The sequence below is a fragment of the Streptomyces sp. NPDC008121 genome, assembly GCF_042957155.1.
In the GTDB taxonomy this organism is placed as follows: domain Bacteria; phylum Actinomycetota; class Actinomycetes; order Streptomycetales; family Streptomycetaceae; genus Streptomyces.
The window spans coordinates 1-20,796 of record NZ_JBIBHT010000015.1 but is presented as its reverse complement, the minus strand read 5'-3'; the positions used below and the strand labels follow the sequence as shown (position 1 = coordinate 20,796).

Sequence of the window (20,796 nt, the reverse complement as noted above, 5' to 3'; positions counted from 1 at the left end):
CGATGGTTTCCCGGGCGCGTATGGATTTCGATGGGCGTGTTGACTTCAGTTCCGGAACATGAAGCAGGTTGCCATGCGCGGTTCAGTATCTGCCTTGTCTGCCTTCCGTATCCTGGCGCGTCCGGTGGCGTGGCTGCGCCGGGGGGCGCTGGCCATGGCCGTGGTTCTGGCGGTCACCGCCGTGCCTGTGCTGGGCGCGGCTACGGCGTCGGCCGCAGAGGGCGGTGCCGGGGTTTCGGGGACGGTGGCCCTGGGGGGCGGTCTTGGCGGGCAGATCGATGAGCGCACCGGCGCTCTGCACGCTTCTCTGCCTGTGGTGAGCCTGCCTGGGCGCGGGGGTGCGGCTGTGTCGCTGGCACTGGTCTATGACCAGCAGGCGGCCGGGCGGGGACTGGACCGCTTCGGGTTCGGCGCGGGCATGGGCCTCAGTGTTCCTTACGTGGACCCTTCCGACAGCGGCACGCTGTATACGGCGGGGTCGGGCACGTTCGGGATTGCTTCGGGGGACGCGGGGGGCACGGGACTGAAGCGGTATCCGCAGAAGGACGCGGCTTTCCGTACCCAGCCGGGTGTCCTGCCTGAGCGTGAGGGGCTGGGGGAGGCGGAGCGTTCCTACCGGTATGTGCTCGCCTTCAGCGACGGGCGGCGGCAGTATTTTTCCGCTGACGGGGACCTCATCGCCGAGACCGGCCGGTTCGGGCACGAGACGGCCTATGTGTGGGAGCGGTACGCAGAGCAGCGGCGGCTTTCGCGGGTGGTGGATGCCTACGGGCAGAGTGCCGAGTTTGCCTGGGGGCAGGACCAGCAGGGGCGTGAGGAGATCACGGTCACCTCACCTGAGCGCAGCGACCGCACGCGGCCGCAGACGAAGCTGGGCCTGGAGGGGGGGCGCCTGGTCTCGGTCACCGACCCTGAAGGCCAGCGCACTGCGCTGCAGTACGACTACGCCCCTCCTGCTCTGCCGGGCCGGCTTCTCACCCGCGTTGAAGCCCCTGCCGGTGCAGTGGCCCGTATGGAATATGCCGAGCCGCACGGATTTCCTGTCACCTCCTCGGTGAAAGTGACCGATCCCGACAGCCGGCAGCTGACCGCCGAGCGCACCTTTACTCTCGCTCCTGACGGGGAGCATGCAGGGCATGACTTCACCGGACGCGGCCGGTATGCCAGCGCGGACGAGCTGTTTGATTCCGCCGATCCCGGCTACCGGTACACCACCGAGCTGGCTGACCAGAACTCCGCTGTCCGCTCCACCTACAACAGCCTGCACCTTCTCAAGGAACGCACCGCCCACATCAAGCTGGGCGGGGAGCTGAGGCCGGTCCGCAGCCAGAAGCTCGAATACGCCGGCGAAAGCGAGGGCGGAGCTGTTCCCCCGGCTGCCTCTGCCCTGCCTCCCAACTACGCCAGGCCCGTGCGGGCGGCGGTGACGTTCCACGATCCCGGATCGGGGAAGAGCCGGACCACAGCCGAGACCACGCGCTTTGACGACCACGGGCGGGAAGTGGAACGCACCGATGCCGCCGGGGCCACCACCGTGACTGAATACGACGCCCCAGCCCTGGACTCCGGCGGCCCGGGCAGCCCCTCTGGCGGGTACGGGCTGGTGCTGCGGCAGACCGTCACCGGCCCGGACGGGGCGCAGGCCGTCACCGAGAACACTCTGTCGCAGGACCGCAGGAGCATCACCTCCACCAGGCAGTCGGTGAAAAACAGCGGAAACCAGCAGCCTTCTGCCCGCACGGTGACGTCTTTCAGCGTCAACGAGCACGGCGAAGTGACGCAGAAGAGCGTCACCTGGGCCAGTGAAGAGGCGAAGCCGGACGGCGTCGAGGTCCCGCAGGAGATCACCGAAACGTATGAGACGGCGGTCGATACGGCTGCGCACACCCGCACGGACACGGTGAAGAACACCGCCGGGACCAGCTCCCAGACCGCGGACCTGGTCACCGGGCAGGTCGTGCGTGCTACCGACGCCGGGGGCCGCACGGTGGAAACGAAGTACGACGGCATTGCGCGGCCGGTGGAGGAACGGGCACCGGACGGGCTTGTCACCACCACGGCATACACCCCCGTCACTACGACCGTGACTGCTCCCGGCCACGGCGGCGGCACGCATATCACTGTCGAAGAGCGCGACCTGCTGGGCCGGGTGAGCAAGAAGACCGACAACGTACGCGACGGGGCCTACACGGGTGATCCGCGGGCCCGCACCCTGCAGTCGGTGACCTTCGAGGACGGGGGCCGCACCGCGAAGGTCACCGACGCGCTGGGCCGGACAACCGTCACGGTCCACGATGACCTTGGCCGGCCGGTCAGGACGGTGGAGCCCAGCGGCGTGACCCGGCTGGCCGTCTACGCTGACGCCGCCACCGGCAGCACTGCCACGGTGACTACTCTCACCCTGCCTGCCGGCGAAACCGACCCGGCAAAGGCCGTGTCGTCGCGCACCGAAACCCTCGACCACGCCGGACGGCCTGTGGCCACGGACTCCGCTTTCACCGACGGCACCCAGCAGACCGGTACCCGCCAGGCCTATGACTCGCTGGGCCGGGTCGCGCAGTCCGTCTCCCAGGACGTGGCCTCCGTGCCTGTCTACGGCGCAGCCGGGCAGGCCGACGCCACCACCCTCACGCCGCAGAGCGAGGCCTTTCCCGGCCAGGCCGTCACCGCCAGCACCCCCCGCGACCTGGCCGGTGTGCCCGTGGTCAAAACCCTTACCCCGGGCAGCGGGGAAGGCCGTGCGGGCGCTGCCCGGATCCGTGATGCGGCCGGCCGCATCACGGAGGAACGACGGCAGGACGGCAAGAAGACCTCCTTCACCTACACCGCCGACGGCCAGGTGAAGGAATCGGTCTCCCCTGCCGGGACCAGGACCGCATACACCTACCAGGACACCACCGGCCGTCTGCTGGAAACCGCGGTCACCTCCGCTGACGGCACTGCCACCGAGCGCACCGCCTACACCTACGACCCCCACTCCGGCGCGGTCACAGCCGTGTACAGCCCCGACGACGAGGCCGCAACAAAGATCAGCTACACCTACGACGCCGACGGCAACGTCACCTCCGTGACCTACCCCGGCGGGAAGAGCATCCGCCGGACCTTCGGCCCCCACGGACAGCTCAGGACCGTCACCGACACCGCCGGGCTCACCACCGCCTACACCCACAACAGCGACGGCACCCTCGCCCGGGCGGTGCAGCACGGCCAGGACAGCCAGCAGGCAGCAGCGGAGGTTTCCTTCACATACGACAGCCTGGGCCGCACCACGCGCATCGACCGGGGCAACGGCGTGGTCACCGAGGTGGAGTACACAAGCGCCAGCCAGGTCCGGCACGAAAAGACCACCCGGGACGGCCAGACGCTCACGGAAGCCGCCTACACCTACGACTCCCACGGCAATGTCACCGAGCGCACCGATGACCGCCCCCCGGTGACAGCGGAGGGCACACCCGGCCCGCGGGAGAAGACCACCACCCGCTACACCTACGACGCCTACAACCGCCTCACCCAGTCCCAGGTCACCGGTGCCGACGGCGCGGTCCTTGCCACCACCGCCTACACACTCAACGTCTCCGGCGACGTCACCCGCACCGAGACCACCCCCGGCACCGGGCCGGACGCCGGAGCACCCGCCCTCGCCCGGCACGACATCGACACCGCCGGCCGTCTCACCGCCGTCACCGCCGGCGGGAAAACCCAGGACCAGGCATTCGACGACGAGGGCAACCTCCTCACCGACGCCCAGGGACGCCAGTACACCTACAACCTCAAAAACCAGCCGCTGAGCGTCACCGCCCCCGACGGGAAGACCACCCGCTACACCTACTGGGCCGACGGCACCCGCTCCGCCAGCGAGGAAACCGCCGGCGGCAGCACAGCGCTCACCCGCTTCTACTACAGCCCGGACGGCTCCCTCCTCAACGACACCCACTCCACCACCAGCGGCGGAACGGACACCGCCGGCACCACCGCCTCCTACCTCATGGCCGGCACCCGCCAGGCCCGGACCCTCACCGGCCCCGGCGCGGACAAGGCAGCCCCCACCGGCAGCGGCTATCTCCTCACCGACCGGCACGGCAGCACCACCGCACTCACCCGCACCGATACCGGAGAAATCAGCGCCGCCTGGCACTACAGCGACTACGGCCAGCACCTCACCAGCACCGGCCAGCCCGCCCCGGCCGGCCCTTCAGGCCCCGCCCGCAACCCCTTCACCTACGCCGGCGAATACACCAACCAGGAAACCGGCACCCAGTACCTCAAAAGCCGCATCTATGACCCCTCCCAGGCCCGGTTCATCACCCGGGACGCTACGGCTCTGCACAACCGCTACCAGTACGCCGACGCCAACCCGGTCATGAAGACCGACCCCACAGGCGAATCCGCAGAATGGGACGTGAACACCCTCCGCGGAGCAACCATGGCAGGGTTCTCCATCCTGTCAGCCATCGCCGGCATCGTCATCACGGCCCTCACCCCGGCCACCCTGCCGGTCATGATCGCCACCATGGTCATCACGCTTCTCGATCTCTCCGCAACAACCATGGGCCTGGTGAATTTCGCCGACGCCATGCACACCACCCCGTTCCTCACACGCCAGCAGCGCGACATCATCGCCTGGACAGGCCTGACAGCCGGCACCGTCGCAGCAGTCGCAAGCATCGGAAAGGGAATCCTGGCCATCCCCAAGGCCGGGGCGTACAAAGCCATTAACGAAGGCGAAAACTACGCCACCTGGGCACTGCGCCAGAGCGCCCGGCCGACAGAGGAAGCTCTCGCCAAATCCACGGCTAGCGTATGGCGGAAGATCTCCGGGGGAGCTAAAGAGGAGAAAGTCGACGCCGGGACTGTCCTGGCCAGAGCCCCGCAAGATGTACATGGACTCATCAAGGACCAGGCCGGAGCAGCCGCACACCTGCACGCCGCAGCCAGGCAGAGCACTAACGCCGCGGTAAAGGAGAATCTCAAAGCTGCGAGCCAGGAACGGATAAACTTCCTGAACCGCACGTTTTTCAAGAAATCAGAAAGAACCCCGCCCACCGAGACCGCTGCAAATACGCTCATTACGGAGTGACCGGAGTCCCGCTGCAGAAGCGGTCACGTGACAGCAGCGGGGCGCCGGGCTCCGGTCCGTCTGGGCGCGGTGCCTCGGCGGCACTCCCGCGGGCCCTGCCCGCCCTGCCTGACAGGGCGTCACAGCGCTCCCGCCCAGACAGGCCGGGCACAGAACACACCCCTCCTGCGCCGCAGCCGCCCAGCCCCTGAAAAGACAGCCGGCAACAGGCTCAGCGGGCTGTGAGCACACGCAGGGAAAGCGCCTCCGCCCCCGGGGCCGGCGGGCAGCTGCCAGCACGTGCACCGCCAGCCAGCTGGCCCGCAGGCCCGCCGCCCGCAGACACCGCCGGGCCCGCGGCGGAGCTGGCGTGGAGCTTGCTGCGCCCGGTGCCCGGCCAGGCGGCCGGGCCGGCCCGGCCCCGCCAGCCCGGCGCCGTCCGCGCCTCGCGCCAGGGGGGCGGTATTCACGGGAAGCCGGCCCTGAGCGGGTTACGGGTGCCGACGTTGTTGTTCTTCGTCAGGCCGTACACGGCCCGCCCCTCCCGGCCCTGAACGTCCCGGCATCCCGGTCCGCCATGAGAATGGGAGACCAGGCTGCCCCTGGCCGTCCGGCCCCTCCCGTGGGGCGGTGCGGCGTCACGGGTTCAGGGCTTATTGCCCGGTGCCCAGCCAGGAGGGCCGAAGAGGAAGCCGGCCTGGTCCCGCCAGCTCCGCGCCGTCCGCACGTCACGCCAGGCCGCCCGGTATTCGTGAAAGGCCACCGTCAGGGGGTTGCAGGTGGCGATGTTCTTTGTCAGGCCGTACACGGCCCGGTCGCCCTCAGCCCTGAATGTCCCGAAGGCCCGGTCCCATACGATGAGGATCCCGCCGAAATTCCGGTCCAGGTAGACAGTGTTGGACGCGTGGTGGACGCGGTGGTGAGACGGCGTATTGAAAACTGCCTCCACCGGGCGCCACAGCCTGCCGACACGCTCCGTGTGCAGGAAGAACTGGTAGACCAGGCTCACAGACTGCTGGAGGAAAATCATCCAGGGCGGGATGCCGAGCAGGGCAAGCGGCATCCAGAACGGCAGGGAAGTCGCCGGCGTCCAGGTCTGCCGCAGCGCGGTGGAGAAGTTGTAGCGGACGCTGGAGTGGTGCACCACGTGGCTCGCCCACAGCACACGGACGCGGTGGTGAGCACGGTGGAACGCATAGTAGGCAAGATCGTCGGCGAAGAAGAGCAGTACCCAGGTCCACACCCAGGACGGGTCCAGCTGCCACGGCGCGGCTGTGTACAGGGCTGCGTAGGCCAGGACGGCGCAGGCCTTGAACGGAACACCGGCAATCTGGCTGCCGAGCCCCATGGACATGCTGGTGACGGTGTCGCGCAGTTCATAGCCGCGCTCGGTGTCATCAGGCCGGAACCGGTAGGAGAGGGCTTCCACCGCCACCAGCAGGACAAAGACCGGCGCGGCATAGAGCACAGCGGGTATCACTCAGCTCACCTCTCCTTTGCGGCGGGAGCAGGCATGGGGCGGCAGGCCAGGCATGCGCACAGGGCCCCGGGGCCGCCGGCGGGTGATGCGCTGCGGCATGTTCTGCGGGCCGTACGGGTGCCGGGATGCCCGGCCGTCGTGCGGTGTACAGCTGCGGCGGAGCCCCGGCAGCAGGGAGGGGTCCGCCCGCAGGCCCAGGGCGGCTGCTCTGGCCGGACCGCCAGGGCCGCGTCCGCGCAGGACGGCGTGTGTGTGGGGTAAGGCCTCGCGCAGGATGGTCTGGATCATGGCGAACAGAGTGAGGCGGCATCCCCCGGAGGGTCAAATAGCCCGGTGCGGCCTCGGCCGGTCCGCCGCTGCCCGGCTGCGGGACGGGCGGACAGGGCGGGGCACGCGTTTTCCCGGCCCGGACCGTGCCGGCGGGCCGTCAGATCCCTGCAGTGCGGCAGGGCTGTGTGCCGGGGGCCCTTCTGCCTCAGGGCAGGGCGTTATAGGTCGTGCCGGGGCCCGGCGCGCCGGCTGCCGCCCTGCGGGGGCCCTGACAGGCGCCGCGGTCCGGTAGCGGTCTGGGGGCACCCGGGCAGGAAGGTCGGTGCTGTAACCAACGATATGGGCTTCTTATACGTTTTCATCCGTGACTGCTATAAAAATGGCCGCTTGGGCGGTCGCTGCCGCAATGCTGCCCGCCCTGACCGCGGGCACCGCGGTGAGGGCGCACGCGGCCAGGAAGGCGGACACGCAGCCCGGACCTCCTGGCGCTATGTCCACCATTGGCGGCGCGGCGCTCGGCCGGGCGGGCACACAGGTGAACCCTGCCCCCGGTATACCGGCGCTTCCCCGTGAGGTGACGGGCCGTTCCTGGATCGTCGCCGACGCCGGCACCGGCGACGTCCTTGCGTCGCACAACGCGCACTGGCGCCTTCCTCCGGCCTCCACGCTCAAGATGCTCTTCGCGGACACCGTCCTGCCCCGTCTGCCCCGGACCCAGTCGCGGCTGGTCAGGCCGGCGGACCTGGCACAGATCGGTGAAGGGTCGAGCCTGGTGGGGGTGATGGGGCAGCAGACCTACACCGTCCATGACCTGTGGCTGGGGGTTTTCCTGCGCTCCGGCAACGACGCCGTCCACGTCCTGGCGGAGATGAACGGCGGTATCGCCAAGACCGTCCGGGACATGAATGCACGCGCCGCCCAGCTCCAGGCGTTCGACACCCGTGTCATCTCACCGGACGGGTATGACGCTGAAGGCCAGGTCTCCTCCGCGTATGACCTCACCCTCATCGCACGCAGCGGCCTGCAGAACAAGGACTTCCGGGAGTACTGCGCGACAGCGCGCGCGCAGTTCCCGGGAAAGCCCGTGCCCGGCGGCGGAAAGCGGCCGACCTTCGAAATCGCCAACACCAACCGGCTGCTGACAGGTGACGCCGGCATCACCCCGTACAAGGGGATCACCGGTGTGAAGAACGGAAGCACGACGCACGCCGGTTCAACATTCACCGGCGCCGCCGAGCGCAACGGCAAAATGCTGCTGGTGACAGTGATGAACCCGTCATCCGGGGAACGCTACGCCGTCTACAAAGAGGCGGCGCGGCTGCTGGACTGGGGCTTCGCGGCCGCAGGGAAGGTCAAGCCGGTGGGCGAGCTGGTGCCGCCGAAGCCCGCAGGAGCCAGCCCCCAGGCCGTGCAGCACCGCGCAGGCGCGGACGGACCGGGGCACGCGCCTGTGACCGCTTCCTACTCCGGTACCGGCATCGCACTGGGTGCAGCCGCCGCAGTGCTGCTGCTGGCAGCAGGGGTGCGGCTCCGGCGCAGCCGTTCGCAGTCCCGTCCGTGATCATGCACGGCCCCTGCCGGGAGCAGCCGCCGTGTCTGCGCGGACCTTGCCCCGCCAGCCGTGTCCTCCTTCACCCGGCCGGCCCACGGCGCGCATGGATACATGCCCTGGCGCTGCCTGCAGGGTCTTCGCCTGGGCGGCGCTGGAAGCAGACGGTTCCATACCCGCTGGAAGAGCGGGTGCGCACCTGGGGATCCGCCAGCGTCCCGGGGGGCGGGGACCGGCGGCGTACATGGGTCCGGAGTCACAGTTCCCGCTTCCCCCGGCGGCCGGCCAGGCAGCGTGAGGCGAGGTCAATGACGGCCCGACAGCAGCAGAACTGCCCGCCGCCCGGGGCAGACAGGCAATGCCGCTGACGTATGCCGTGCCCGCCCCGGCGGTGAAGCCGCGGCTGATCAGGCCGGGGGCTTTCGCCATGCCGGGTCCGCGGGCCGTGGTGCCATCGCCTCGCCTCCGGCGCAGCCGCAGGTCTATCCGGCCTGAGGCTCCCGGAAGCCCGTCGGTGATCTGGAAGCGCCGGGGGTGCCGTCGGCTCCGAGGTGCACGGCCCGCACCCGGGCTGTACACCTGGGCGCGGACCGGCCTCGGCTGCCGGCCTGATCCCGACGGCAGCGCTGGATGCGCAGCTGGCCACCGGTGCGGGTGCGCGGACAGCGGAGGGGACCACCGCCGGGGGCCTGCCAGACGGATGCGGGCGGACCCTCAAACGTTCCCGTTGCAGCCTAAAACCACTGCGCGGCCTCCCTTTTCAGTCATTCTTTGAAGTACACAGCCGGGCCCGACCTGCCGTTTTCCCACCCTGAAGACTGATCCAATTCACTCCCCTTCCCACTGTATGGAGATCTTCAGGACATCCTGCGCTGGATCTGACCTGCACACATCAGCTTCACGTGGTGCTCACCAGCGGGGCACGTCTGAATCATGTTCCGCTCGCTGGTCTTTGCCCGGCGCCCGCGACAAGCTTCTCCCGCCAGCACGGCCTCACCCCCCTCATGAAGGAGCGTTCCATGCGCATGCCCCTGCGTTTCGCCGGCGCCGCCACGGCCGCCGGCCTGGCCGCTGCCGCACTCCTCACCCACCCGCAGACAGCTGCCGCAGCCCCCGCCGGCCTGTACCCGCCCTCCGCACTTGTCCTGACGGTGTCTCATCCAGGTGCAGAGGACGGCACCGCAGCCCGCGCTGTCACACTCAGCTGCGCCCCCGAAGCCGCCGGCACCCACCCCGCCGCCGCAGCGGCCTGCGCAGATCTGCACAGCACAGACGGACAGCCCGGCGCGCTCCTGCCGGCCGGCCCCGGGTACGCGTGTGCAGGATTCTGGGCGCCGGTGTCCGTTACGGTCGACGGAGTCTGGCAGGGAGCCCGCGTTTCCTGGAAGCACACCTTCGCCAACGCCTGCGCGATGGAAAGCGCAGCAGCGCAGACCAGCCTGCTGGGCTTCTGACTCATCCGGTGCACCGCAGCCTGGACCCCCCGGGCGCGCCAGAGCCACCGCTGGTACCAGAGACCATGCCGCTCTGCGCACGCCGCGGCGCCGCACCCGGGCGGCGGATCACAGCCCGGGTGCCCTGCAGGCAGCAGCCGGCGGTAGAACGCGGGCAGCGGCAGGACTGCCGGCTGCTACACCGGCGGTTCCGGTCAGGGACGAGTGCACTGTGACCGCAAGCCGGAGCCAAACCGTTTCAGGCCAGGCCGCACCGGCCACGGCGCGGTGACCGGTACTGAGCTGCCCCGGGCCCGGGGCAGCGCGCTCCGCGCCTGCGGGCCAAGGATGCGGTTCCTCCCCTGAAAGCCCGGGTTCTCCGCAAAACAGCGGAAGACTCGGCGGCACCCGGTCACACTCACGCCCGGAGACCTCGAACGGCAACCCGTACCCGGAAAGCCAGTACAAGACGCTGGCGTACCGACACGGCTTCGCCGGCCGGTTCGGCTGTGTCGAGGACGCCTGTGCCTGGTGCGAGGACTTCGGCTCGTACAGCCTGGCGCACCGCCAGTCCGGGACAGCGGTGCACGCGCCCTTCGGCGTGCACTTCGGGCTCGCCGGTCAGCTGCGCGAGATGCGTGCCGACGTTCTCACCCGCGTCCGTAAAGCACCCCGGACGTCAGATGATTACGGCACAGCGGTAGGACACATCACCGGCCCTGATCACGTTGACGGGCTCCGGAACGGGCAAGTGGTACGGCTCGCCGGTCCTGCTTCTGGAGAACGCCACCGCCGTTTCAGGTGTGGCTGGCCTTCCGGAGTACGGAGCCCGGTCAGTGCCTCTCCTCGCGGAACCGAAAGCTGTCGGCCTCGACGGCGCCTCCCTGATGCTGGGTGAACGGGCTGAAAGACCACCTGGCCCAGACCGCAGTCCGTGACGAAGGCGGCCAGTGACACGTTCTGCTCTGGTCCGTAAGGCCAGCCGGCCGGGCTGCTACGGGTTGTGGACAACGCTGCCTGTCACTGTATCTACGTACACGCTCTGACTGGCACCGGCACGGGGATAGATGGCGAAGAACGGGTGTCCGTCCATGACCGGGTCACTGTTCTGCAGGTCGATCCGCCAGAAGGAGCTGGCCAGGCCCTGGGCCTGGGCCAGCTTTACGGCTTCGCCCGGGGTCATGGCAGGCAGAGGGGACGGGAGGCGGTCCTGCAGAGGAGAAGTGGCCTGGACCAGAGTGACCTGGCCTGCAGATGAATCGACGAAGGCTACGGCACTTTTGTGCACAGGAGCATCATCCGTTCCAGGAGCGGCGAAGGAGAACTGCCATGTCTCCAGGCTGTTCACGTCACCCGTTTCTTTTCCGTAAAGAGAGACCAGGGCCAGCTCAGTACAGTCCCTCAGCTGCGGATTTCCGGAAATCGCCTCTTTTGCCTTGGCAAGGGCGTCTTCCAGGGAAAGGCTCTGGTCTTCCTCCGCAGCTAACGTCCCCGTCGGCGGAGGCACGGGTGCGGCGCCGGTCCCCCCGGTCCCTGGCTGCTCATGCCAGCCGGGCGGCACACCTGGCAGAGCTTCCGGCGGCTGGCCCTGCGGTGCCGTTGCGGCGCCCGGCACAGGGGGCCCGGCGTCGTGCCCGCGGGAAGAGGAAGCGGCGAGCGGCGCGGGGCCGCCCTCCGCAGCGAAAGCTGACCCGGCTGAGAGAAGCGGCGTAAACGCCGCAGAGACGAGCACAGTGGTGATCAGCTTCTTGGAACCGGGCATATGGCACCTCAGATAAGGTCGGAAGGAAAGCCGGCAGCAGCGCGGCCCGGCAAAAAGCTAACCCGGCCGCCGAGTCCGCCCTATCCACCAGCAAGGGATATCCCCGGCCACACAAGGCAGGGCCGATCGTCCTGCGGACCGCCACCGTGCGGCCCTGCCTTGCCGTCCCCGGGCCGGCCATGGAGCCCGGACCGGTCGGCCGGGGGGGGTGCCGGGACGGAAGCCGGCCAGCCTGACTGCAAGCCGATGCGCGGCAATACAGCTGAGGTGTCACTGCCAGGGGTCCGGTGATCCAAGCGGGCGGCGGGCCCGGTGCAGGAGCCCTGCTGGCCACGCGTTCTGGCAGCTGTGCTGCCGCTGATGCCCGCTGGCCGGGCCAGCCAGAACGCCACCCCCGCGGCAGGGCAGCCCCGCGGAGGGAGAACCCGGAGCGGAACGCCGCCGCGCCAGCCTGCTTCGCTCCGGCTGCCTCACACACCGCCTGGTACGCCAGGCCCCCGGCGGCATGCTCCTTCAGGAGCCCGGGTGTCCTGAACTCCGGCCAGGCCGCCGCAAAGACCACCGCGGGGCCGGCCCGCCAGGCAGAGCCGGACTACTGGTCAGCGGGGAAGGGGCAGCGTGTCCGGGCAGGCACTGTCCATCCCGCCGGGCTGAGCGCCAGGGGGCGCGCCTGCCGGCCGCACGCCGCGCCCTGCGCCGCTCCCCCAGCGCTGGTGGCTGCCGTCCCCGCACCCGGAACAGGCCCTGCCGCGGAAGTACAGCGGCGCTCATGCCTTCCCGGGTGCGGCTGGCACGGCGCCTGCCGTGCCCTGGCTCATCGGCCGCCGCCGGCCCCACGGGCAGGCCCGGCCGTGGAGCCGGAGGGAAGGCTCACCCGCCGTCAAGCACGCCTGTGTCCAGGTCCAGGCCGAACGGTTCAGGAAGCCGTACCACTGCGCCGTAGGGGTGCGGCCCGTCGGCCCTTGTGTAGCCCAGCCGTCCCGGCTCGGAGAACAGAGTCACCGAGCGCTCCTGGCGGTCAATCAGCAGATACAGAGGCGCACCGTACTCCGCATAGCGGCGTCGCTTGACGACGCGGTCGGTCTCCGCGTTCGACTCGGAGGTCACCTCGACCACCAGCAGGGTCTGGTCGGGCAGCAGCGCTCCGGCGCCTCTGGCCGCAGCCCTCGGCACGACGGCAAGGTCCGGTACGTACCAGTTCGATGAACCCGGCAGGTCGAGGTTGCCGGACCCGGTCACACAGCCCAGTTCACGGGCCCGGGACCGGATCAGGTCCCGGATCGCTTCAGCAGCGGCTTCATGGTCCCACGTCGGCGACACCGGTTCGATGACCCCCTCAATGATTTCCGTACGATCGCCGCGGATGTGCTGCAAGGCATATTTCAAGGCCCGCTCGGGGTCCACACCGCTGCCGTAGTCGGCGGGGGCACTCGTCATCCGGCACCGCTCCCTTCCTGCGTCACCAGCGTACCGAGAAAGGCGATATCTCTTTGCAGGGGCGGTGCCGGCACGGGGGGGGCGCTGCGGGACGTACAGCCGGTGCATGAAGGTGATGTGCCTCAGGCGCACAGCCCTGTCTGCTGCTGCGTGTCCGGCTGGATACGCAGCACGGGACAGAGCCGGCCGCACTGTGCGGCAGGGTCCGCAGACGGCCGCACCCCTGCCGCTGCCGGCCAGCGGCGGCGGCAGGGGTGCACTCTCACGGAAATCCACTGCGGCGTCCTCTGCGCCGTCTTCTCAGACGGCGCAGAGGACGGTGGCTGAGCCGCTGGGCGTGGGGTAGGGGGCTCAGCCGTGACAGCACCGCACAACCAGGCGCCGTCAACGGGCATTACGTTAAAGACAGCCGGGCAATGCAGGTCTTGCAGCTGCATGCACGGCAGGCTAAACCTGCCGGGAGACAGACCCGGGCCCTGAGGTGACCTGCCGTCACTTTCCGTCCTGCCTGCAGGGCACAGCGCACCGCCAGCCCGGGGCTTGGTTCCCAGGTCTGCAGCGGCAGCCACGGCCAAACTGGTCCGCCCTACGGCAGACGCTCACCTGGAATCGGTGCCTCCTGTGCCCTCGCCCGCCCGGCGCCGCCGGGCAGACCGCTCACCGGGCCCCCGCCAGCCCCCGCCACACGCGCAGGCTGGACAGCAGCACGCACCTCTCCCGCGCCGGGCGCCAGGACGGGTGCTGCCAAGGCCGCCGCGCTCAGCAGGCGCCTGAAATACGGCACGCCGACGGGGGCCTGCGGGCGCGGGCAGCCTGCTGTTCTGGTCCCAGCGCGCCAGGCGCCGTGCCGGGAACAGCCCCTGCCCCCGGCCGTCAAGGGCGGTGGCCGACGGACCAGGCCGGTGCGGCTGACAGCCCGCGGGGACCGCTCCAAGCGGCCTCTGCAGGAGTCATGACCGGTGAGCTGCTGCGGCCCCGCACGGAAGCTGCCCAGGCAGGGGCTGTCACGCCCGGCAGCCCTGAGGGCTCGCCGGCTGCGCAGGGCCGGGCGCCGGCGGAGCGCACCATGCCCACCGGCCGGCCTGAGCTGCGCCCGGCGGTGGACACCGGCAGGGGGGCTGTCCCCGGGCACCGGCCTGGTCTCTCCTGGCGCCGGAATATGCTGGCCTGAACGCCCGGCAGTGAATCCGGCCAGGGCGGCCTGCAGGCTCAGCCCCGCCCCGAAGCTGTAAAGACCCCGCCGCTTCACAGCTCCGGGCGGGCCCGGCCTGAAAGGCCGGAATTCCCTGCGGAGACCAAGGGATGAACTGCGTCCAGGACCGTGCTGCGGTCACGGCCCTGCGGTGAACTTGACATCGAGACCGGCCCGGCACTGCGCGAGCAGATCATCTCCGCTCTTGCAACGCAGCCCGGCAGTGGTGGTTGACATGTCCGCTGTCGCGTTCATGGACTGTGCGGGGCTGCGGGATCTTCTGGCAGGTCCCAGGCACGCCGAGCGCAGCGGCCGCACTCCCGCCGTACGCTCCCCGGGCCGCCAGGTGCAACGGCTTCTGCACCTGGCCGGGACTCAGCGCCGGCTGCCGGCCGAACCTGAGCAGGCAGAGGGCGGGGCCCCAGAGGGGGGCTGCGCGGACCAGATGTGCTCCTGCAGGCACGTCACGTATCGGTGCGTTCCGCCGGGGGCGGAGCGGGTGCTGTGCTACACGGCCGCCCTCCGGGTGATCATCCGATCGCAGGACGGGCACACGGTCACGGGGCACGTACGTTTGCTGTACACGGACTCCCCGGGCCTGGACAGCCCCGCTTGGGAATTCAGCACGATCTGCACCTCCCTACTCCCCAAAGGTAGAAGCCATGAACTTCCGCGCCAAAGCCACCACCCTGCTCGCCGGGGCGGCCGTCGTCGGCTCGCTGGCCGCCGCGGTCCCCGCCAGCGCGCAGGAGGTGTCCCCTCAGAACGTCGGGGGGACCATCTCCTACACAACTGCCGCGTACAAGACGGCGTCCTTCGGTGAGGTCGTGTATCAGTACCGTGGCGGCGAGAGGGTCGACTTCGAGTGCTGGAGCAACCCGACGAACACGCAGGCGTTCTTCAAGGTCACCGGCAAGAGCGCGTACATCCCCCGTGACGCTGTGGCCATGGACCACAACATGCTTCACGAATGCCGCTAGTCAGCGGTTCAGCAGCACGCGCCTGACACTTCGCGCGGCTCCTTCCTGCCGCAGCGCGGCCGCAGCCCCGAGGGCTGCGGCCGCGCTGCGGCAGGAAGTGCAGCAGTAAAGCGCCAGGCCAGCTCCGGCTGTTCTTGCCCAGGCCCGACAGCCTCCGCGGGAACAGCCGGATCTGCAACAGCCCTGCGCTCTGTGTCACACTCTGCGCACCTCCAAAGGCCCCGGAGGTGCGCAGCTTTGGCTAATGCCGCCCCGTCAGGGCAGCGGGCACGTCCGCCTCGCGGGTGCCCTGCCGGTGAAGACCGCCTGCCCGGCTGGCCCGCAGGCAGAGCGCTTCGGGCTTCCGGTGTTCTGGCGTACTTGAGCACAGAGAACTTCGCGCCAGGCAGGGGATGTGTCTTCTCCCCGCCGCAGCCGGGGATACCTCTGCAGGATCAGGGATGGCCAGCAGCCGGCCGGGGCCCGGCCGGCTGGATGAGCGGATGAGAAGACACTGGACGCCCTCGCCGCTGCTGGCCAGGGCGAGCACCGCCGTCGAGCTGGGTATCCGCTCCGGCCGGTCTGCCCGCTGCACGCACCGGCAGGCCAGCCGGCTGCCTCGTCAGCCAGCTCCCGGGGCCAAGGCCGCGGCTGCGGCGCCATACAGGTCAGGAGCAGGGCCGGCTGAAGTTCCCCCCGGCGCGCCCTGGCTGCTGGGATCTGGCTGCCGGACCCGTGTACGGGGGTATGGCGGGGCGGGTATGTGCGGCCCCCGGGAGCCGGGCGTGGTACCGGGGACCGCCGGCGGCTGTCCCCGGTAAGGGACTGTGCACGCGTCACCAGGCATAACGCCTGAATGCGGGGAAGGACACGGTTCCACATGCGGTGTCCTGCACCGTTCCTAATCAGTGAGCAGGAGTGAGTCTTGGACCCAAGCCTGTGCACTGCGGACATCCCGAACGGTTTTGGATGTCCTGGTCTCCCGCTTTCGCTCTGTATCTGGCTGCACGGATCGTATCCGTGGTCCGGGAATACGAGGGCGGGTTCCCTCACGCCTCGGGGTGCCTGGTCGGGCCTGGACGGTCCGATGCCCCGCACGATCACTCCGGTCGTGCGGGGGCGGTGCCGTCCGTCGCCGGATCGGGTGCCCTTGGGCGCGTCGTCCGATCGCGATGCTCGCGGCATCGTGACGGGTGGTCTTTCGGTGCTTGGAGGTGAGGGGCTTCTGCCAGTGCTGGGCGCCCCAGCGGCTGGTGTAGGCCGGGTCCACGGCGATGATCGCGATACCGGTCTGGTCGGCCATTGAGGTCAGGCGGGCGCGGAGTTTTCCGGTGGGGATGCCGGAGATGATCTGTCGGAAGCGGCGCCGGCGGCCGTGCTTCTCGCGGGTCTTCTCGGCGGTGAAGTCCAGGTCCTCGACGGCGATGGCCTTCACGCCACAGGTCTTGGCCCAGTTCAGCAGGCGCGTCAGAGCGTGGCGGAGCTGGGCGTCGCGGTGGTCGGCGTTGCCCGACAGGTCGCAGGAGAAGCGGCGTGGCCGGCCGGTCGGGTTGCCGTGGGCGTCGAGGCGCCAGGCGGCGAAGTGGCCGGCGTTGGTGTCGACACCGATCACCCCGTCGGCCAGGGCGGACTTGATCGGGATGGTCTTCGTCGGGGCGTACTGCCAGGACACGGTGATGTACCAGCGGCCACGGTCCGCATCGAAGTGGATGCGATACGCGACGGCCCGGTTAGCTTCGATGCGGTCGGCCCACTCAGGGCCGCGGTGCGGGAAGGAGACCTTGCACGCGAGGACGTACCGGCCGTGCCGGGCGTTGGCCAGATGAGCCAGCGGGGCGGGCAGCTTGATCGACACCTCCCCGTCCGGGGTGATGCGGATCGTTTCGTTGCCGAAGCGCTTCCCGCTCTCGCCATCGGCGGCCAGGAACCAGCGCTCTGCCTCCCAGCGTTCCTGCCACTGCTCGGCGGTGAGCTGGGCGGCAGCCAGGTTGTGCCTGCCCCGGGCGAGCCGCTTGCCGCCCCGCACCACGCGCACGCGGCCGCGTCCACGGTCAGCGCGTTCGCGCTCCAGCCGGTCTTCGAGCACGCGCAGGCGGCGGGTCTTGTGGAACCACTCGCCCTCGGAACGGTAGCCGCCGGGGGCCTTCTTCGTGCCCTTCGCGCCGATCGGCTGGGACAGACGGTGCGCGATCGTTTTGATCCCGGCTTCGAGATTCTGGATGTGCGCGAGCTGGCCGCGACGCGAGAGCGCCCACTGATCGTGAGTGGCTTTGGTGACAGCGCCGGCCCAGCGCGCCGACGACTCCGGCGTCAGCGAGCGTTTCCGCGCAGCCCACGTATCAGTGGAGTGCTCCAGACCATCACGGCAGCGGGCCACGAGGTCCTTCGACGCGAGCGAACCCATGTGCGCGCCGACCAGACGAAGAGCCTCCTCGTCCTCGGCCGGCAGGTACTTGAGCCGGTCCCGGACCGCCACACCGGCCGGGCCGAGGGCCACGAACGACGGCGCGATCTCGCGGAGTGCGGAGTCAGCCATGCTCGGCGGCCTCCAACGCCTTGCAGGCACGGTTCTTCGCCGACCGGCGGCCATACAGGCGGGCGCAGAACCACGTCAGCACCTCCACCATGTCACGCACCAGGTCGTCTTCGACCTCGCCGTCATCCAGGACGACCAGACGGCGGCCGTGTGCGGACAGGGCAGCCTCGACGAGTTCGACGTTCATGCGGCCGAGCCGGTCCTTGTGCTCCACGACCACGCAGATCACGTCCGGATCAGCCAGCAGGCGACGGACCTTGCTGCGGCCGCCGTTCATACCCGAGCCGATCTCACACTCGACCCGGACGACCTTGCCGCCCGCCTTGGCCGCCCACGCAGACAACCGGGCCAACTGCCGCTTCAGATCGCCCTTCTGATCGTGCGAGGAGACGCGGGCATACAGCCCCAGGCCGCCCACCGCTCCCGGAGCGGCGCTGGTCTCGATGTTCACCAGGATCGTGCGCGGCCCGACCCGCTGAGCCGGGACCGGCAACGTCCCCTCACGGAACCAGCGATACGCGGTCTGCGGATGTACGCCCTGCGTCTTCGCCCATTCCGTCAGATTCACACTCTGACAACGACACCCACTCATACATGGTTACGCTCACTTACTCGACCTCAAGGGCCAGCAGGTGAAGACCCCTGTACGGGCCCGGCCCGGGCTGCCGCCGTCACCTGCATCCCGTCCGCCGGGCCGGCACCGCTCTCTGGGAATGAGGAATGGCGGATACGTGCCGCGCACCCGTGAGCTGCTGGAGATTACGCTGGCCGTCCTCTTCTGGCTGAGAGTGAACGCTGTGACGTGACAGACCGGCAACTGGCTGATGTGATCCCGGGATTCCAGTGTGCAAGCCCGGAGGCTCCTGTATGCATGTACATATAAAACGGTGCAGGATTCCCTGCTGCCAGCCGGAATCCCGGCCGCCAGGGCCGCCCGCCGGATGCGGGTCTGTGCACGGGACTGCCCTCACCGGGCATGGCGGCAAAAGCAGCTGCGGGTGAAGCCCGCAGGGTTCCCCGGCTCACTCTGCCCAAGCCTGTTCCGGGCCGGTGCGTGTCCCGCCCGGCACGGCAAAGAGCCGTCTTCTCTTTGCCCCAGGCCCGTGCATGGATAGAGACCTGCATGAGCGCTACATGCATGCAGCGCATCAGTGCAACGCCCACACCGCTGCGTGCACTGCATGCCAGGCTGCCGCCGACTGTCCGGCGGCCAGCCGCCTCTTCAGCAGCTTCAGTCACTTGCAAGACGCATATCTGGATCACCTGAGGCGGGAAGCACTCCGGGCGCTCCGCTGAAAGCGTCCCCCGGCAGGAACCAGGAGCGGAGCCGGGGGCAGCAGGGGGCAGAACCCTGGCCTGTACGGGGGGCAGGGCAATGACGGACCGGGGGCCCTGCGGGGCTGGCGGCCCCGCTGCTGCTGAGCCGCCGGCTGCCGCCAGCGGCCGGACACGGGACGCACCGAAGCGTGCTTGGCCAGGCTGCAGCCCTGTACCGGGCCCCCGCCCCGGATGCCGGTGAGGCGGCTGTGCCCAGAGCTGTGCGCACTCCCGGGGAGCATCAGCAGAGCACTGGCACCTGCTGCCGGATGCAGCGGGACTGGCTGAAGACGGTCAGCGCCTCTGCATCCGCAGAGCTGCCGCACCTGTCATCCGTCTGCTTCCTGAGGCTGGGGATATGGCGTAGTCCCGGTAATGACGATCCGGCGGTTGCCTACAATTTCGCCTGCTGAAAAACGCAGATCTCCGGCCCCCGGGATGCGGAGACTGCACTCCTGTCCCGCGATGCTGAAGAGCGGAAAGTCATCCCCGGCGGGGGCTGCAGTGCCGCGCCACCCGGAAAGCGGAGCGGACTCATCACCGAACAGGAAGACCACAATGTCTGCCTCGATTCCGCCCGCCCGCAGGAGTGCCGGTCCTTTATAGAGGAGTCGTGCCATAAGGCCACCGTTTCATATCCTGTGCGTCAGTGCATGCGGCACGGGCAGGCCCATGACGGGTGCGGGGCCATGGCCTCATGCTGACTGTCCCGCCTTGCGTCCGGCAGCGCGGTGCGCCGCGCCGTCCGCGTGCATGAAGGTCCCGCGGAACCGGCAGGCGAACACCGCCTGTGACGCCTCCGCCCTGGCCGCATCCGCTGCCTGCCGGCCGTCGCCCCGGACTGGTCAGGAAGAAGACATGCCGTGCGCCGCCCTGGGCCCGGGGGGTCCGGCAGAGCCGTGCCGGCCACGAAGAAGCCCCGGAAGCCGGTGCGCAGAGCGTGCGCAGGCTTCCGCGAGGCGTGCCCCTTCCGCTCTGCCCGTGAGGGCCGGCAGGACGTCATCCGATTGTGTGCCGCTGTCCACCGGGCAGGAGGCCGACTGGATGATCATCATCCCTGTGGCCGCCGTGTAGATTTCAGCGTGTTGGGAGGCGCGTGTCCCTGCACTCCCACGGAGGACCGGCAAGCGGCTCATCCCCCCGAGCTGCCAGTCCTCCCCCGCATGTCCCCTCCCCGCCTGTGCAGAGCGGGAGGGGACATGCCTGCTTTCCCGGCAGCCGCCGCTGAACTGCGAGCACATGAAGCAGGGGGCCACAGCGCGCAGCTGCCCGGATTTCCCGGGCCCGGACGTGAACGGTCCGGGTGACTCCTCCTTTCCGGAGCTTTCCTCTATGCCGTGCTGGCGTTTGCGGGCCAGCCCGGCCCGCAGAACACTGGGGGCGCCCACCGTGGCCGCGTGCGCCGGGCGGCCAGACTCTCAGGGAGACTTTTCCTCTACGGGCCGGCTCTTCGCTGACGTGCCCGCTTCGGGGGGGCAGTTCGGGGAGGTGCTGCGGGGGTCTACGGCTTCACTTCCCCCCCTGGCGTCTGCAGCGTTGCTGGTGAGCATCGTGAGGAACACCCCCATCCGGCATCCGCAGCTGAGCGGCTGAGCGGCTGAGCCGGACCTTCACGGCGGCCGGAGCCCGGATCCCGGTGCGTCTGGCCGAGACGGTCCTGACCCCATGTCCGTTGCGGCGGCGGCCGGGCTGGGCTGAGGGGGAAACAGTCGTGGGCCCGCTCCCGGAAATCGCCAGAAAACCGGGGCGGGCCCACACGTGGAGGCGGCGGGAATCGAACCCGCGTCCTGCGGAGGTACAGCAGA

Annotated in this window: 9 protein-coding genes and 1 pseudogene; 5 read left to right on the top strand and 5 right to left on the bottom strand. The window is 69.6% G+C overall.

The genetic code is table 11. The features are described 5' to 3' along the window. Window positions 1-58 precede the first annotated feature (58 nt). Window positions 59-5,077: an RHS repeat-associated core domain-containing protein gene (locus ACFZBD_RS32310; RefSeq protein WP_391146665.1), complete on the top strand. Its 5,019-nt coding sequence runs from the start codon at window positions 59-61 to the stop codon at window positions 5,075-5,077. A 625-nt stretch (window positions 5,078-5,702) separates the two neighbouring features. Here ACFZBD_RS32310 and ACFZBD_RS32305 read toward each other — a convergent pair. Next, window positions 5,703-6,536, bottom strand: coding sequence for a sterol desaturase family protein (locus tag ACFZBD_RS32305; RefSeq protein WP_391146662.1), 834 nt, complete (start codon window positions 6,534-6,536; stop codon window positions 5,703-5,705). 676 nt (window positions 6,537-7,212) lie between these two features. Between ACFZBD_RS32305 and ACFZBD_RS32300 the strand changes: the two genes are divergently transcribed. Both ACFZBD_RS32300 and ACFZBD_RS32295 read left to right on the top strand, forming a co-directional pair. After that, window positions 7,213-8,367 (top strand): D-alanyl-D-alanine carboxypeptidase family protein, encoded by a 1,155-nt coding sequence (locus ACFZBD_RS32300; protein ID WP_391146659.1) that lies wholly within the window; start codon window positions 7,213-7,215, stop codon window positions 8,365-8,367. A 1,007-nt stretch (window positions 8,368-9,374) separates the two neighbouring features. Continuing rightward, on the top strand, window positions 9,375-9,809 hold the full coding sequence (locus ACFZBD_RS32295; RefSeq protein WP_391146657.1) for an SSI family serine proteinase inhibitor: 435 nt from the start codon (window positions 9,375-9,377) through the stop codon (window positions 9,807-9,809). A 973-nt stretch (window positions 9,810-10,782) separates the two neighbouring features. Here ACFZBD_RS32295 and ACFZBD_RS32290 read toward each other — a convergent pair. Further along, window positions 10,783-11,550, bottom strand: coding sequence for a hypothetical protein (locus tag ACFZBD_RS32290; protein ID WP_391146655.1), 768 nt, complete (start codon window positions 11,548-11,550; stop codon window positions 10,783-10,785). Between the two features lie 870 nt (window positions 11,551-12,420). Beyond that, window positions 12,421-12,987: a Uma2 family endonuclease gene (locus tag ACFZBD_RS32285; protein ID WP_391146653.1), complete on the bottom strand. Its 567-nt coding sequence runs from the start codon at window positions 12,985-12,987 to the stop codon at window positions 12,421-12,423. 1,343 nt (window positions 12,988-14,330) lie between these two features. On the opposite strand from ACFZBD_RS32285, the pseudogene ACFZBD_RS32280 reads away from it, so the two are divergent. Then, window positions 14,331-14,558 (top strand): annotated as a pseudogene (locus ACFZBD_RS32280) (STAS domain-containing protein); the annotation flags it as partial. 283 nt (window positions 14,559-14,841) lie between these two features. After that, window positions 14,842-15,159, top strand: a complete 318-nt coding sequence (locus ACFZBD_RS32275; protein WP_391146725.1) for a hypothetical protein — start codon at window positions 14,842-14,844, stop codon at window positions 15,157-15,159. An 880-nt stretch (window positions 15,160-16,039) separates the two neighbouring features. On the opposite strand, the gene ACFZBD_RS32270 is transcribed toward ACFZBD_RS32275, so the two are convergent. Both ACFZBD_RS32270 and ACFZBD_RS32265 read right to left on the bottom strand, forming a co-directional pair. Continuing rightward, window positions 16,040-17,674, bottom strand: a complete 1,635-nt coding sequence (locus ACFZBD_RS32270) for an IS200/IS605 family accessory protein TnpB-related protein (protein ID WP_391146651.1) — start codon at window positions 17,672-17,674, stop codon at window positions 16,040-16,042. Beyond that, window positions 17,667-18,242, bottom strand: a complete 576-nt coding sequence (locus ACFZBD_RS32265) for an IS607 family transposase (protein WP_391146648.1) — start codon at window positions 18,240-18,242, stop codon at window positions 17,667-17,669. Before ACFZBD_RS32265 ends, ACFZBD_RS32270 begins: the two co-directional genes overlap by 8 nt. Window positions 18,243-20,796: the final 2,554 nt, after the last annotated feature.